Annotated in this window: 18 protein-coding genes and 1 tRNA gene; 12 read left to right on the top strand and 7 right to left on the bottom strand. The window is 70.6% G+C overall.

Going from position 1 to position 13,023, the window contains the following annotated elements:
* Positions 1 to 108: 108 nt before the first annotated feature.
* Positions 109 to 417, bottom strand: coding sequence for a DUF3288 family protein (locus tag KBZ04_RS07340; protein ID WP_254991292.1), 309 nt, complete (start codon positions 415 to 417; stop codon positions 109 to 111).
* A 55-nt stretch (positions 418 to 472) separates the two neighbouring features.
* Here KBZ04_RS07340 and KBZ04_RS07335 point away from each other — a divergent pair, with 55 nt between their 5' ends.
* The 7 genes from KBZ04_RS07335 (at position 473) to KBZ04_RS07305 (ending at position 4,308) form a co-directional block, all read left to right on the top strand.
* On the top strand, positions 473 to 2,221 hold the full coding sequence (locus tag KBZ04_RS07335) for an ABC transporter ATP-binding protein (protein ID WP_254991294.1): 1,749 nt from the start codon (positions 473 to 475) through the stop codon (positions 2,219 to 2,221).
* Positions 2,222 to 2,346: 125 nt separating this feature from the next.
* Complete coding sequence (locus KBZ04_RS07330; protein ID WP_254991291.1) at positions 2,347 to 2,625, top strand: hypothetical protein; 279 nt, start codon at positions 2,347 to 2,349, stop codon at positions 2,623 to 2,625.
* Between the two features lie 80 nt (positions 2,626 to 2,705).
* Positions 2,706 to 3,389: a peptide-methionine (S)-S-oxide reductase MsrA gene (gene msrA / locus KBZ04_RS07325; protein WP_254991293.1), complete on the top strand. Its 684-nt coding sequence runs from the start codon at positions 2,706 to 2,708 to the stop codon at positions 3,387 to 3,389.
* An 11-nt stretch (positions 3,390 to 3,400) separates the two neighbouring features.
* Positions 3,401 to 3,709, top strand: a complete 309-nt coding sequence (locus KBZ04_RS07320) for an MliC family protein (protein ID WP_254991290.1) — start codon at positions 3,401 to 3,403, stop codon at positions 3,707 to 3,709.
* On the top strand, positions 3,706 to 3,867 hold the full coding sequence (locus KBZ04_RS07315) for a hypothetical protein (protein WP_254991289.1): 162 nt from the start codon (positions 3,706 to 3,708) through the stop codon (positions 3,865 to 3,867). The genes KBZ04_RS07320 and KBZ04_RS07315 overlap by 4 nt, the downstream gene beginning before the upstream one ends.
* Complete coding sequence (locus KBZ04_RS07310; RefSeq protein WP_254991288.1) at positions 3,864 to 4,220, top strand: hypothetical protein; 357 nt, start codon at positions 3,864 to 3,866, stop codon at positions 4,218 to 4,220. Before KBZ04_RS07315 ends, KBZ04_RS07310 begins: the two co-directional genes overlap by 4 nt.
* A gap of 14 nt (positions 4,221 to 4,234) precedes the next feature.
* A tRNA-Pro gene (locus KBZ04_RS07305) sits at positions 4,235 to 4,308 on the top strand.
* 119 nt (positions 4,309 to 4,427) lie between these two features.
* On the opposite strand, the gene KBZ04_RS07300 is transcribed toward KBZ04_RS07305, so the two are convergent.
* Entirely contained in the window at positions 4,428 to 4,682 is a 255-nt protein-coding gene (locus KBZ04_RS07300; RefSeq protein WP_254991287.1) for a hypothetical protein, read from the bottom strand.
* Positions 4,683 to 4,793: 111 nt separating this feature from the next.
* Positions 4,794 to 5,705, bottom strand: coding sequence for a 3'-5' exonuclease (locus KBZ04_RS07295; RefSeq protein ID WP_254991286.1), 912 nt, complete (start codon positions 5,703 to 5,705; stop codon positions 4,794 to 4,796).
* A 100-nt stretch (positions 5,706 to 5,805) separates the two neighbouring features.
* Between KBZ04_RS07295 and KBZ04_RS07290 the strand changes: the two genes are divergently transcribed.
* Both KBZ04_RS07290 and KBZ04_RS07285 read left to right on the top strand, forming a co-directional pair.
* Entirely contained in the window at positions 5,806 to 6,270 is a 465-nt protein-coding gene (locus KBZ04_RS07290) for a peroxiredoxin (protein WP_254991285.1), read from the top strand.
* A 34-nt stretch (positions 6,271 to 6,304) separates the two neighbouring features.
* A complete protein-coding gene (locus KBZ04_RS07285) occupies positions 6,305 to 7,036 on the top strand; it encodes a DUF1350 family protein (RefSeq protein WP_254991284.1) in 732 nt (243 codons plus the stop codon).
* Here the strand turns inward: KBZ04_RS07285 and acs are convergent.
* A complete protein-coding gene (acs, locus tag KBZ04_RS07280) occupies positions 7,021 to 8,994 on the bottom strand; it encodes an acetate--CoA ligase (RefSeq protein ID WP_254991283.1) in 1,974 nt (657 codons plus the stop codon). The genes KBZ04_RS07285 and acs overlap by 16 nt on opposite strands.
* Positions 8,995 to 9,074: 80 nt before the next feature.
* Here acs and KBZ04_RS07275 point away from each other — a divergent pair, with 80 nt between their 5' ends.
* From KBZ04_RS07275 to KBZ04_RS07265, 3 genes are all read left to right on the top strand, one after another.
* Complete coding sequence (locus KBZ04_RS07275; protein WP_254991282.1) at positions 9,075 to 9,527, top strand: tryptophan-rich sensory protein; 453 nt, start codon at positions 9,075 to 9,077, stop codon at positions 9,525 to 9,527.
* Positions 9,528 to 9,641: 114 nt separating this feature from the next.
* Positions 9,642 to 9,953 carry a hypothetical protein gene (locus KBZ04_RS07270; RefSeq protein WP_254991281.1) on the top strand — a complete coding sequence of 104 codons (312 nt, stop codon included), beginning with the start codon at positions 9,642 to 9,644 and terminating at the stop codon, positions 9,951 to 9,953.
* A 14-nt stretch (positions 9,954 to 9,967) separates the two neighbouring features.
* Positions 9,968 to 10,627 (top strand): HAD family hydrolase, encoded by a 660-nt coding sequence (locus KBZ04_RS07265; protein WP_254991280.1) that lies wholly within the window; start codon positions 9,968 to 9,970, stop codon positions 10,625 to 10,627.
* On the opposite strand, the gene sds is transcribed toward KBZ04_RS07265, so the two are convergent.
* From sds to KBZ04_RS07250, 3 genes are all read right to left on the bottom strand, one after another.
* Positions 10,621 to 11,592: a solanesyl diphosphate synthase gene (sds, locus tag KBZ04_RS07260; RefSeq protein WP_216908406.1), complete on the bottom strand. Its 972-nt coding sequence runs from the start codon at positions 11,590 to 11,592 to the stop codon at positions 10,621 to 10,623. The genes KBZ04_RS07265 and sds overlap by 7 nt on opposite strands.
* A 37-nt stretch (positions 11,593 to 11,629) precedes the next feature.
* Positions 11,630 to 12,454: a glutamate racemase gene (gene murI, locus KBZ04_RS07255; protein WP_254991279.1), complete on the bottom strand. Its 825-nt coding sequence runs from the start codon at positions 12,452 to 12,454 to the stop codon at positions 11,630 to 11,632.
* Positions 12,451 to 13,023, bottom strand: a 573-nt coding sequence (locus KBZ04_RS07250; RefSeq protein ID WP_254991278.1) for an N-acetylmuramoyl-L-alanine amidase, incomplete at its 5' end; no start/stop codon positions are given. The genes murI and KBZ04_RS07250, both read right to left, overlap by 4 nt.

Below are 13,023 nucleotides of genomic sequence, written 5' to 3'. Positions count from 1 at the left end.
AAAAAATAGCCCGGGTGCAGAGCACGCCGGGCCGGGTGATGGGGACACTCCCACTATCGCCCGAGGAACCCCATTCTGACCAACAGATCGAAAACTGGCAGCCCCGGCTCAGCCGGCGTCGTCGGAGGCGGTATCAAACCCGGACCCCACCGCTTCGGCCACCGGAGCAGGACCCGGCCGGAACCCGGCCGCCCAGATGGCCCTGGTGCGGGCATGGAGCGCAGCGCCGTCCAGCCTCCAGAGCCGCAGGAGGCGCTCCAGGTCGTCGCGGATGTCGGCGGCTCCGGGAAAACCCGCATAGCGCATCTGCAGCCGTGCTGCATCAACCAGGTGCTCGTCCAGGGGGCGCTCCACCGCCAGCAGCCGGTCGACCGTCTCCCGGTCGATGGCATGGAGCGGATGGTTCTGGTCGTCCATGGACCCTGGGAAGCGATGCCTAGGTTAGGGGGCCCCGATGCCCCGTTCTTCCTGCATGAGCGCCCTGCGGCTGGATCTGATCGGGCGTTACCTCCGTCCCCACAGGCGCACGGTGCTGGTGGGGGCCGGTGCCCTGGTGGTGGTCAACCTGCTGGGGGTGGCGATCCCGCTGGTGGTGCGGCAGACGATCAACGCGCTCAAGCCCGGCTTCGTGCTTGGCGATGTGCTCGGTGTGTCCGGGTTGATCATCGTGATGGCCACGGTGATGGGGGCCACCCGTCTCTATTCGCGGATGCTGGTGTTCGGGGTGGGCCGGCAGGTGGAAGCCAGCCTGAAGCAGCGGATCTTCGACCACGTCCTCACCCAGGACCCCGGCTGGGTCCAGACCACCGGCAGCGGCGAGGTGATCAGCCGGGCCACCAGTGATGTGGAGAACATCCGGCGGTTGCTGGGCTTCGCCCTGCTCAGCCTGACGAACACGGTGCTGGCCTATGCCCTCACCCTGCCGGCGATGCTGGCGATCGACCCCCTGCTGAGCCTGGCGGCGGTGTCCCTGTACCCCGGCATGCTCATGGTCGTGCGCCTGTTCGGCGGTCGCATGATGAAGCAGCAGCGCCGCCAGCAGGAGGTGCTCGCCAACCTCAGCGACCTGGTCCAGGAGGACCTCAGCGGCATCGGCGCCATCAAGATCTATGGCCAGGAGGCCACCGAGGAGAAGGCCTTCGCCGACCTCAACAAGGTGTATCTGGATGCCCAGCTCTCCCTGGCCCGCACCCGCAGCACCCTCTTTCCCCTGCTGGAGGGGATCGCCTCCCTGAGCCTGCTGCTGCTGCTGGCCCTGGGCAGCGGCCAGCTGGAAAGCGGTCGGCTCAGCATCGGCGATCTGGTGGCCCTGATCCTCTTCGTGGAGCGGCTGGTCTTCCCGACCGCCCTGCTGGGCTTCACCCTCAACACCTTCCAGACCGGTCAGGTGAGCCTGGAGCGGGTCGAAGCCCTGCTGAGCCATCCCCCCGCCATCGTCTCGCCCGCCGATCCCCTGCCCCCGGCCCGGCCAGCCCTCGGGGCCGTCGTGGCCAGCGGGCTCACGGTCCGGTACCAGGGGGCGGAGCGGCCCGCCCTGGAGGACCTCAGCTTCGCGATCCACCCCGGGGAGCTGGTGGCGGTGGTGGGGCCGGTGGGTTGCGGCAAGACCACCCTGGCCCGGGCCCTCGGCCGGATGGTCGAAGTGCCCGCCGGTCGGCTGTTCCTCGATGGGGTCGACGTGACCCGGCTGCGGCTGAGCGATCTGCGCCGCCAGGTGGCCCTGGTGCCCCAGGAGGGCTACCTGTTCACCGCCAGCCTGGCGGACAACCTGCGCTACGGCGATCCCGAGGCCGGCATGGAGCGGGTGGAGGAGGCCGCCCGCCAGGCCCGCCTGGAGGGGGACATCAAGGGCTTCCCCGATGGCTACCGCACCCTGGTGGGGGAGCGGGGCATCACCCTGAGCGGCGGCCAGCGCCAGCGCACCGCCCTGGGGCGGGCGCTGCTGGTGGAGGCCCCCCTGCTGGTGCTCGATGACGCCCTGGCCAGCGTCGACAACACCACCGCCGCGGGCATCCTGCGCTCGGTGCGTGAGGAGCAGCGGCGCACGGTGGTGATGATCAGCCACCAGCTCTCGGCGGCGGCGGCCTGCGACCGGATCCTGGTGCTGGAAGCGGGCCGGCTGGTCCAGGAGGGCCACCACACCGACCTGCTGCAGCAGGATGGCACCTACCGCAGGCTCTGGGACCGGGAGGAGGCCGTCCGCCAGCTCCAGGCCGCCTGAACCGCGGGGCCTGAGGGCGGAATCCTGCACCAGTTTCAAACAGATGTTGAGTTGCCCCGCCCAGGGACGCTGGCTGGGCTTACCTGGAAGGCCCGTGGTTCCCCACCGCCTGCCACGCCGTTCCCATGGCCCCCACCCCGTCGCCCCTCAGCCAGCCGCTCAACGTCCGCTGCACCCTGACCTTCGGTGACATCTACGGCCAGGTCCTGATCTGGATGGCCGTGATCTTCGTGAGCCTGGCGGCGGGTCTGGCCCTGATGGGGGCGAGTCGGCCCCTGTTCGCCCTGGTGGGGGTGGGCCTGATCCTGGTGCTCTCGCTGCCCTTTCTGCTGTTCGCCTTCATCACCACCCTGCTGAACCACATCGCCCTGGTGCCGCAACAGGACCAACAGGGCGCTTCCTAGAGTTGGGTCCCTGACGGCACATCACCTTGTTCGGCCTCTTCAACAGCCCTTCGGGCGGCGCTGGCGACACGGGCGCAGCCATGGCGGCCAAGGGCGCCGCAGGCATCCACGCCGTGCTGGGCACCCCACTGGCGGACCCGTTGACGGGGGCCCAGGCGGAGGCCCAGTTCGGCTGCGGCTGCTTCTGGGGGGCGGAGAAGGGTTTCTGGCGGCTGCCCGGGGTGGTCACCACCGCGGTGGGCTATGCCGGCGGACAGCTCGCCTCCCCCAGCTACGAGCAGGTCTGCAGCGGTCGCAGCGGCCACGCCGAGGTGGTGCGGGTGGTGTGGGACACGGCCCGCGTCTCCTTCGCCGATCTGCTCAAGCTGTTCTGGGAGTGCCACGACCCCACCCAGGGCAACCGCCAGGGCAATGACCGGGGCAGCCAGTACCGATCCGCCATCTTTGTCGACGACCCCGCCCTGCTGGCGCTCGCCGAGGCCAGCCGTCAGGCCTACCAGACGGCTCTCGATGCCGCCGGGGCGGGGCGGATCACCACCGAGATCGGCTCCGGCAGACGCTTTCACTTCGCCGAGCCCTACCACCAGCAGTACCTGGCCAAGCCCGGCAGCCGCCCCTACTGCTCCGCCCAGCCCACGGGGGTCCCCCTTGGCCCCTTCCCCGGCGCCACCTACCTCCTTCCCGCCAGCGTGTGGGAAAGCTATGACTGGGCCATTCCCCATTGCGTCCTTCGCGGCGACAATGCGCCGATTGCCCTCGTCTGAACGCCTCCTCCATGGCCGCCTCCCCGCTGCTCGCGCTCGGATTCCTGCCCCTTCTGGCGATGCAGTCCCCCTGGTGGGAGAACTACGACATCCGGGAACGCTTCCTCTGCGGTGACCGTTTCTCGGTGGTGCTCGAGCGCAACGCCTCCCAGGCCTCCCTGATCGCCGGCGGCGCGCGGTCTACCCTGTTCCGTGAGGAATCCGACGCGCCGGGTCTCCGTTACCAGAACGAAAGCCTGAGGGTGATCCTGCGGGGCGATGAGCTCACCCTTGAACAGCTCCCCAGCCGACGGATCTGCCTGCGCAGCGAAGAGGTATGAAGCCCCTCTCCGACCAGGTGGTGATCGTGGCCCTGATCGCCGCCGTCGGAATCTGTTTTGCCCTGGCCTTCTGGACCGTGCGACTGCACCCCTCCGGAGAGCCACCGCTGCAATGGCGCCAGGGGCCCAGCGCCCTCGCACCGACCTTCCTTTCGTGACAGACCCCGTCGAGGACCGGGACCAGCCAAGGCGCCAGCTGCATCCGCTGCCGAAGGGACTGGTCGAGCTCTACGGCCTGCTGGCGGTGTTGTTCGTCCTGGTGCCCGAATGGATGGCCGGTGGGGCCCTGCAGGGCTTCAGGGAGGGCCGGGAAGGATCCGAGCTGCCCCTGCCCTCGATGGCCTGGCAACGGTTGCCCGAACTGCAGCTGGCCACGATGGGGCTGGCGGAACTGCGTCTGATGGCCCGCCGCGAGCGCCTCTGGGGGTACACGGTGATGGGGCGCCAGCGGCTCACCAATCGCCTGATGCGGCGCCTGTCCAGACGCCGCGGCAGCCCCAGGACGCTGTGATAGCTTCATTCCGCCGGGGCGTAGCGCAGCTTGGTAGCGCACCACTTTGGGGTAGTGGGGGTCGTGGGTTCGAATCCCGCCGCTCCGATTCAGCCGGTCCACCGAATGTCCCTCCCATGGGCTCGTCGGCCATTGATCGTTCCGTCAGCTGATCCCATCAGCTGATTTTTTTTGGCCCGGATCGCGTGGTCGGAGCCTGAAGAAGCGTCAGTGCAACCGGGTGACGACGTTGAAGCGCACCAGCCAGAGGTTGACGCGCCGACGCAGGCGGGGCGGCACCTCCTGCACCAGCTGGAACAGCTCCTGGGACGCCAGGCGGCGCAGAGCGCGGACATCGACCCGCCAGAGGGCCTCCGCTTCCCGGATCAGCCGTGCCCAGGTGCGGGCCGTCTGCCAGCGGCGCACCCGGTGCTGGGCAGGTTCGCCACCGTCACCGGAGCTGGTTGGCAGCCGGGTGACCATGACGGCGGCGCCGGAAGAACACCCCAAGGGTGGGGAGGCGGGGGAGAAGCGCCCCGGATCATCGGTTCCGCTTCAACCATCGAAACAAAAACGGAAGATCCGAGGCCGGCTTCAGGCACTCCTGGCCAGGACTTCGGCGGCGGAGGGATCGGGCACCAGCTGGACCGGAAAGGCCAGGGCCTCCGCCTCCCGCCGGCTCAGCCGGCGGCTCCAGGCCCGGGGGACCGCTTCGTTCCAGCGGAAGCCGGCCTCACGGGCACGGTGCCGCTCGGCATAGGGAAGGTCCGCCCGATAGAGGCTGCGGGGCTCCAGGGCCGCCTGCAGCAGGGCCTCCAGGTCGGCGCAGCGCTCGAACACCTGGGCGAGGTAGATGCAGTCGGTCAGGGCCCGGTGGGCCGCCCACACCGGCACGCCGTAGGCCAGGGCCAGATCACGGACCGAGGGGGTGCTGCGCAGCTGGCGCTCGGCCGGCCAGCGGATGTCCTCCATCGAGCAGATCCAGGGGCGGTCCAGCACCGGCAACGGCCCAAGGCCGAACCACTGACGGTCGAAGGCGACGTTGTGGGCCACCAGGGCCTCACAGGCGTCCACCATGGCCCGGAAGCAGGCCAGGGCGTCCTGCCAGGGCTGCTCCAGGCGCGTCACGGCAGCGGGGATGCCGTTGATGCCCTCGGCGGCGTTGGCCGTGCAGGGCAACAGGAAGGACACCTGGGTGAGCACGGCCCGGTGGGGCACATGGAAGAGGATCGCCCCCACCTCGATGCACTGGCCCTGCAACGTGGAGAGCCCGGTGGTCTCCGTGTCGAGGATGAGCAGGGTCTCGGGAACCCGGGGCAGGGCCCGCGCCGGGCGGCCGGCGCAGACGGGCAGGGACAGGGGGGCCGGGCGGGTCGCGGGGGCGGGGGGCGGCTCGGCGGGGGCCGGATCCGGAGCCGAGACCCGTGTCGGAGCCGGGGCAGCGGGCAGCGGCGCGGCCATGCCCAGAAGATCGTTCTGTTGCCAGTGACCGGGTTGCTCCTGCATCGGGCGCCGTCCGCACGCACCCCCATCGTCGCAAGCGGGGCAAGGCCCCGCCGGGGCCATGCTTCCTAGGCTGGGTCAACCCCATGCCTCCCCGCATTCCGTGGCTCCAGCCCTCGCCTCCGGCGATATCGCCCCCCTGGTCGCGCTCCCCGACCAGGACGGCACCGAACGCCGCAGCGACCGGCTGGAGGGCAAGGCCCTGGTGCTGTTCTTCTATCCCAAGGACGACACCCCCGGCTGCACCATGGAGGCCTGCGCCTTCCGCGACAGCTACGCCGACCTGCAGGCGCTCGGAGCCGAGGTGTGGGGTGTCAGCGGCGACGATGCCGCCAGCCACCGGCGCTTCGCCAACCGCCACCGGCTGCCCTTCCCACTGCTGGTGGATACGGGCAACCGGCTGCGCCAGGCCTTCGGTGTGCCCAGCGTGCTGGGCCTGCTGCCCGGCCGGGTCACCTACGTCATCGACGGCCAGGGGGTGATCCGCCACGTGTTCAACAACCTGCTGGACGGACCGGCCCACCGGCGCGAGGCCGTCGATGCCCTGCGCGGCCTCCAGGCCTCCTGACCGCGCTCGCGATCCAGCACGGGGGGACCGGACGATGACGGCATGGCGACAGCAGGGGGAGCTCTGGACGCTGGAGCCCACGGCCCGGCCCCGCGGGCTGATCGAGTTCATCGGCGGCAGCTACCTGGCCGCCACCCCCCAGCTCAGCTATCGGCGCCTTCTTGAGACCCTGGCCGTCCGGGGTTGGCGGATCCACGCCTGGAGCTACGTGCCGGGCTTCGACCACCAGGCCCAGGCCAACGGGGCATGGCGTCTGTTCCGCCAGGTTCGGGAGCAGCAGGTGGGGCCCGCCGAAGCCCCCCTGATCCGCCTGGGCCACAGCCTCGGCTGCAAGCTGCACCTGCTCGCCCCCGACGGAGGACGCCGCTGCGATGGCCTGGTGGCGCTCAGCTTCAACAACTTCTCGGCCGAGCGGTCCATCCCCTTCCTGGCGGAGCTGGGCCAGCAGTTCCGCTTCCGCAGCGAGTTCAGCCCCTCCCCGGAGGACACCCTGCGGCAGATCGCCAGCAGCTACCGCCAGCCCCGCAACCTGGTGGTGCGCTTCAGCCGCGACACGATCGACCAGAGCGGCCGGCTGATCGGCGTGCTGCAGGCCAGGGCCGGAGACGCCTCCACCCTGCTGGAGCTGCCGGGGGATCACCTCACCCCGGCCAGCGGCGGCCTGCGCAAACAGTTCCTGGGGGACTGGGCCGATGATCCGGCCCGCCAGCGGGGCATGGAGCGACTGGCCGAACAGATCAGCGCCTGGTGTCACACCCGCAGCTGATCGAGCACCGAACGGTCCTCCAGGGTGGAGGTGTCGCCGCTCACCTCCTGGCCCGAGGCCAGGGAGCGCAGGATCCGGCGCATGATCTTGCCGCTGCGGGTCTTGGGCAGGGCGTCGGTGAAGCGGATGATGTCGGGCCGGGCGATCGGTCCGATCTCCAGGCCCACGTGACGGCGCAGTTCGGCCTCCAGGGCCGCGTCGCCGTCCACCCCCACATCCAGGGTGACGAAGGCCACGATCCCTTCCCCCTTGAGCTCGTCGGGCCGGCCCACCACGGCGGCCTCCGCCACCGCCGGATGGCTCACCAGGGCCGATTCGATCTCCATGGTGCCCAGCCGGTGGCCGGAGACGTTGATGACGTCATCGACCCGGCCCATCACCCAGAAATAGCCATCCGCATCGCGGCGCGCGCCGTCACCGGCGAAATAGAGGTAACTGCCGTCGGCGGGCCGGATGTGCTCCCAGTAGCTGCGGCGGAAGCGGTCGGCATCGCCGTGCACGGTGCGCATCATGCCGGGCCAGGGGCGCCGCACCGCCAGGTAGCCCCCCTGGCCCGTCGGCACGCTGTTGCCCTCCAGATCCACCACGTCGGCGACGATGCCCGGCAGGGGCAGGGTGGCCGAGCCGGGCTTGGTGGGGGTGGCCCCGGGCAGGGGGCTGATCATCACCCCGCCGGTCTCGGTCTGCCACCAGGTGTCCACCACGGGGCAGCGGTCGCCGCCGATCACATCGCGATACCACATCCAGGCTTCCGGATTGATCGGCTCGCCGACGGTGCCGAGGATCCGCAGGCTGGACATGTCGTAGCGATCGGGCACCTCGCGGCCGCTCTTCATGAAGGCGCGGATGGCCGTGGGGGCGGTGTAGAAGATCGTCACCCGGTGCTTCTCGATCACCTCCCAGAAGGCCCCCGGCTTGGCGGGCCGCGGTGCCCCCTCGTACATGAGCGTGGTGGCGCCGTTGGAGAGCGGTCCGTAGACGATGTAGCTGTGGCCGGTGATCCAGCCCACATCGGCGGTGCACCAGTGGATATCGTCCTCACGAATGTCGAAGATCCACTGGAAGGTGAGATGGGCCCAGAGGTTGTAGCCGGCGGTGGTGTGCACCACCCCCTTGGGCTTGCCGGTGGAGCCGGAGGTGTAGAGCACGAACAGGCGGTCTTCGCTCGCCATCGGCTCGGCCGGGCAGTCGGCGCTCTGGCTGTCCACCAGCTCGTGCCACCAGAGGTCGCGGCCGGCCTCGAAGGTGGTGGCCTCGCCGGTACGGCGCACCACCAGCACGTGCTCGACGCTGGGGCAGCCCTCGTCCAGGGCCTGATCCACCGCCGGCTTGAGGGACACGGCCTTGTCCTTGCGGAAGCCGCCGTCGGCGGTGATCACCAGCTTCACCTGCCCGTCGATCAGGCGGTCGCGCAGGGCCTCGGCCGAGAAGCCGCCGAACACCACCGAGTGGGGGGCACCGATGCGGGCGCAGGCCAGCATGGCGATGGCCGCCTCCGGCACCATCGGCATGTACAGGGCCACCAGGTCCCCCTTGCCCACACCGAGGGCCTTGAGGGCATTGGCCGCACGGCAGACCTCGGCATGCAGCTCGCGGTAGGTGAAGCGGCGCACGTCGCCGGGTTCGCCTTCCCAGATCAGGGCCGTCTTGTCGGCACGGGGGCCATCCAGGTGGCGATCCAGGCAGTTGTAGGAGAGGTTGGTGGTGCCCCCTTCGAACCAGCGGGCGAAGGGCGGGTTGCTCCAGTCGAGCACTGAGTCGAAGGGCTCGAACCAGTGCAGCTCACGGCGGGCCGCCTCTGCCCAGAAGCCATCGGGATCGGCCTGGGCCCGCGCCACCAGCGCGTCGTAGGCGGCCATCGAACCGATGCGGGCCGCGGCGGCCAGGGCCGGCGGCGGATCGAACTGCCGCTGTTCCTGGAGCACCGACTCGATCGTGGGTGAGGAGTCCTGGGTCATGGCAAAGCCTGCCGGGCGGGCTGGGGCATGGTGCATTCAACCGCAGACAGGCCACGCTGGAGGGACACGGCTCCGTTCCCATGCCCGCCTGGCTGACGATCCTGCTGGTGATGGGCCTGGTGATCGCCGTCCTGACCCCGAGCCGCCAGCAGTTCGCCTGGTTCCTGCGGCTGCGGCGCCCCCGCTGGCTCACCTTCGAGCGCTGGATCCCGCTGATCTGGTCGGTCGTCTACGTCTGCTTCTACGCCTCGGCCCTGATCCGCTGGTGGGCCGGTGGGGTGACGGCGCCCCTGGCCATGGTGGGCTTCCTGGTGCTGCTGGTGCTGGTGCAGAGCTACACGCTGCTGATCTGCCGCACCCGGCGGCTCGCCTGGGGGACGGCGGCGGGCCTGGCCGGCTGGCTCTGGGGTCTGGGCCTGGCCCTGGCGCTGCTGGCCGTGTCCCGGCCCGCCAGCCTGCTGCTGCTGCCGTTCCTGCTCTGGAGCCCGATCGGCACCTTCGTGACCTGGCGGATGCAGAGGCTGAACTGCTGAGACGCCCCAGGCCTGCCCCGCCGCCGGGCCGATCAGGGCTGCTCATCGCTGCTTGGCAAGACCGTCCGGCGGCGTTAGCCAGGGGACGAACCCACCGGAATGGAGCGGAAGGCCATGGAGGAGCAGCCCATCACGCCCCATGCCGGCCCGACACGGGACGCCGAGGGCAACCTCACCTACGTGGGCGACGACGGTCGCCGTTATGTGGTGGGTCTGCCGCCGGACATCGATGAGGACAACGTCGAGAAGGTGATGACCCTGCTGCGGGGAGGCACCGGGCTGTTCCAGCAGATCGAGACCCTCTGCCACCGCTGGATCGACGAGGTGGGCGGCAGCGAACTGGATGAGCGGGCCGCCCTGGTGCTGCTGCTCACCACCCTGGAAACCGCCCTGGAGGACCGTTACCCCGAGACCGATCCGTCCTGATGCAGGCTGGGGGCATGCCCCAGCGACCCGCCGCCTGCCTGTTCGATCTCGACGGTCTGCTGCTGGACACCGAACCCGCCCATGCCAGGGCCTGGCAGGAGGCCTCCACCCACTTCGGCCGCCCCCTCTCCGGGGCCGAACTGCTGAGCCTGCGGGGCCGGCGGCGCCTCGACTGCGCCAGCCAGGTGCAGCAGTGGATCGTTGCCTCCGGAGGGCCGCAGCTCAGCGTCCAGGCGTTGCTGGCCATACGCCAGCCGATCGCCGAGGCCCTGCTGGCCACCGCCCCGGCCATGCCCGGGGCCGAGGCCCTGGTGCGCCGTTGCGCGGCCCTGGGAATCCCCATGGCCCTGGCCACCAGCAGCGCACGCCAGGCGGTGGCGCTGAAGGTGGCCCCCCACCCCTGGATGGCCCTGATCCTCGAACGGGTCCATGGCGATGACCCGGACCTGGGCGGCGGCAAACCCGCCCCGGACCCCTTCCTGCTGGCGGCCCGGCGCCTGGGGGTGGCACCAACGGCGTGCTGGGCGTTCGAAGACTCCAGCGCCGGCGTGGCCGCCGCCCTGGGCGCCGGTTGCCGGGTGCATGTGCTGCTGCCTCCGGGGGTGGGCTGCCAGGCCTACCCCGAGGGGGTGATCTGTCTCAGCTCCCTGGAGGAGGTGGCTCTGGATCAGTAGAGGCGGCTGAGGACGAACTCCGGCAGGGCGCGCAGGGCGCTGCGGGGCTCCGAGGGGGGCAGCCACTCGATCGCCTCGTGGGCCTCACGGGCGAACCCTTCGGCCAGGGCACGGGCCCGGCCGATGGCCTCGCAGCCGCGCACCATGGCCAGGGCCTGGTCGAGGTCGCCGGCCTCACAGAATTCCCGCTCGATCAGCCCGGCCAGGGCCGGCCGCTCCTCGAGGGCATACAGCACCGGGGCGGTGAGGTAGCCCGAGGCCAGGTCACTGGCGGCGGGCTTGCCCAGCTGCTGGTCGCTGGCAGTGAAATCGAGGATGTCATCCACCACCTGGAAGGCCAGGCCCAGCTGGCGGCCGAAGCGGTAGAGGGCGTCGAGGCGCGGTTCGGGCAGCCCGGTGAGCACCCCGGCGGCCCGGGCACTGTTGGCGATCAGCGACGCCGTCTTGCAGTAGCTCTTCTCGAGGTAGGTCTCGAAGCTCTGGCCGGTGTCGTAGCGGAACAGCCCCTGGCGCACCTCGCCATCGGCCAGATCCATGATCACACGGGAGAGCAGTTTCACCACCTCGAGATCATCGAGGTTGGCGAGGTGCCAGCTGGCCTGGGCGAAGAGAAAATCACCGGCCAGCACCGCAACGCGATGGTTGAAGCGGCTGTGCACCGTGGCCACGCCCCGGCGGGTGGCCGCCTCATCCACCACATCGTCATGGACAAGCGAAGCGGTGTGGATCATCTCGGTGATCTCCGCCAGCCGCCGGTGACGGGGGCTGAGGCCCCCATCGGGGGCGATGGCCCGCGACAGCAGCAGCACGATGCCCGGCCGCAGCCGCTTGCCACCGGCCGCGAACAGATGCTCGGCGGCCGCCTGAAGAATCGGATGGCCGGCGCCGATCAGGCTGCGCAGGTCGGCCAGCAGGGCATCGAGGTCGGACTCCACCGGCTGGAGCAACTCTGCAACCGTCGCCACGTCACCTCCACGATGAATGGATCCTAGGGGCCGTGCCTCAATAGGCGCGGGTGGGCGACTGCAGGCTGACGCTGCGCACCGCCGGCCGGCTGCCCAGCCAGGCGGCGGCCGCGCTGGCGAAGGCTTCGGCGGGCCCGGTGACACAGAACCGGGTGCGCTCCAGGGGCGGCCGCACCGACTCCACCGCCTGGTCGACCTCGGGGGAATCCCCCAGGCTGGCCAGCAGGGGTCCGAGGCGCTGGGCGGCCGCCAGGGCCGGGTCCACCAGCTGCACGTCGGGCGGGAGCAGCTCGGCCAGCAGGGCCCGCAGCAGCGGGTAGTGGGTGCAGCCCAGCACGATGGTGTCCACCTCGGCCTCCAGCAACGGGGCCAGGTAGCCGGCAGCGGCCGCACGCAGCTCGGGGGCCTGCAGGTTGCCGGCCTCGATCAGGGGCACGAAGGCGGGACAGCCCATCTCCAGCACCCTGGCCGAGGGACGGCAGGCCTGGATCGAGCGCCGGTAGGCGCCACTGGCGGCGGTGGCCGGGGTGGCCAGCACCCCGACGTGGTCGCTGGTGAGCTCGCTGGCCAGGCTGTCGATCAGCCCCACCACCGGCACCCCTGCTTCGGCCACGGCCACATCGAGGGCCAGGGCATTGGAGGTGTTGCAGGCCATCACCAGCACCCCTACCCCCTGCAGCCGCAGCCAGTGCACCACCTCCGAGGCGATCGCCCGGATCTCCTCCTTCGAGCGCTGGCCGTAGGGAACCCGGGCCGTGTCCCCCAGGTAGAGGCAGGGGGAGTGGGGATAGAGGGCATGGACCTGGCGCAGCACCGTCAGCCCACCGAGGCCACTGTCGAACAGGCCGACGAGCAGGCTCACGAGTCCCCCTGGAGAAAGTCGAGGATGCCGGCGGAGATCGCCACGGCCATCCGGCGCCGGAAATTGGGATCGGCCAGGCGGGGGGCGTCGACGCTGCCGGTGACGAACCCCATCTCCGCCAGGGCTGCCGGCATCACCGTGCGGCGGATCACGAAGAACCGGCCCGGTCGGGCGCCGCGGTCGGGCGTGCCTGGCGAGATCGCCATAATCCGAGACTGGATCGCCTGGGCCAGCCGCTGGGAATTGCCCGACTGGAAATAGAACGTCTCCACGCCGTTCACATCCGGGCGAGCCATGCTCAGGGCGTTGGCGTGGATGCTCACGAACACATCGGCGTTGCTGCTGTTGGCCAGCGAGACCCGGGGCGGCAGGTCAACGTCCACGTCCGAGGTGCGGGTCATCAGCACCTGCACCCCCCGGGCCTGGAGCAGCTGGGCCACCTGCAGACTCACATCCAGCACCACGTCGGTCTCCCGCAGCCCACCGATCCCCACGGCACCCGGATCAGGGCCGCCGTGGCCGGGATCGATCACCACCCGGAAGCGGCCCCCGGGCACCGGCGGCAGACC

The sequence above is a fragment of the Cyanobium sp. N5-Cardenillas genome, from assembly GCF_024345515.1.
Classification (GTDB): domain Bacteria; phylum Cyanobacteriota; class Cyanobacteriia; order PCC-6307; family Cyanobiaceae; genus Cyanobium.
This window is presented reverse-complemented; position numbering and strand designations above follow the sequence as displayed.

Excerpts from the sequence above, each read along its gene's own strand:
- KBZ04_RS07270 (WP_254991281.1), top strand. The coding sequence starts at position 9,642 with ATGGAGGAGCAGCCCATCACGCCCCATGCCGGCCCGACACGGGACGCC.
- KBZ04_RS07335 (WP_254991294.1), top strand. The coding sequence starts at position 473 with ATGAGCGCCCTGCGGCTGGATCTGATCGGGCGTTACCTCCGTCCCCAC.
- KBZ04_RS07275 (WP_254991282.1), top strand. The coding sequence starts at position 9,075 with ATGCCCGCCTGGCTGACGATCCTGCTGGTGATGGGCCTGGTGATCGCC.
- KBZ04_RS07340 (WP_254991292.1), bottom strand. The coding sequence starts at position 417 with ATGGACGACCAGAACCATCCGCTCCATGCCATCGACCGGGAGACGGTC.
- KBZ04_RS07295 (WP_254991286.1), bottom strand. The coding sequence starts at position 5,705 with ATGCAGGAGCAACCCGGTCACTGGCAACAGAACGATCTTCTGGGCATG.
- KBZ04_RS07285 (WP_254991284.1), top strand. The coding sequence starts at position 6,305 with ATGACGGCATGGCGACAGCAGGGGGAGCTCTGGACGCTGGAGCCCACG.
- KBZ04_RS07300 (WP_254991287.1), bottom strand. The coding sequence starts at position 4,682 with ATGGTCACCCGGCTGCCAACCAGCTCCGGTGACGGTGGCGAACCTGCC.
- KBZ04_RS07320 (WP_254991290.1), top strand. The coding sequence starts at position 3,401 with ATGGCCGCCTCCCCGCTGCTCGCGCTCGGATTCCTGCCCCTTCTGGCG.
- acs (WP_254991283.1), bottom strand. The coding sequence starts at position 8,994 with ATGACCCAGGACTCCTCACCCACGATCGAGTCGGTGCTCCAGGAACAG.
- msrA (WP_254991293.1), top strand. The coding sequence starts at position 2,706 with ATGGCGGCCAAGGGCGCCGCAGGCATCCACGCCGTGCTGGGCACCCCA.
- KBZ04_RS07315 (WP_254991289.1), top strand. The coding sequence starts at position 3,706 with ATGAAGCCCCTCTCCGACCAGGTGGTGATCGTGGCCCTGATCGCCGCC.
- KBZ04_RS07330 (WP_254991291.1), top strand. The coding sequence starts at position 2,347 with ATGGCCCCCACCCCGTCGCCCCTCAGCCAGCCGCTCAACGTCCGCTGC.
- KBZ04_RS07265 (WP_254991280.1), top strand. The coding sequence starts at position 9,968 with ATGCCCCAGCGACCCGCCGCCTGCCTGTTCGATCTCGACGGTCTGCTG.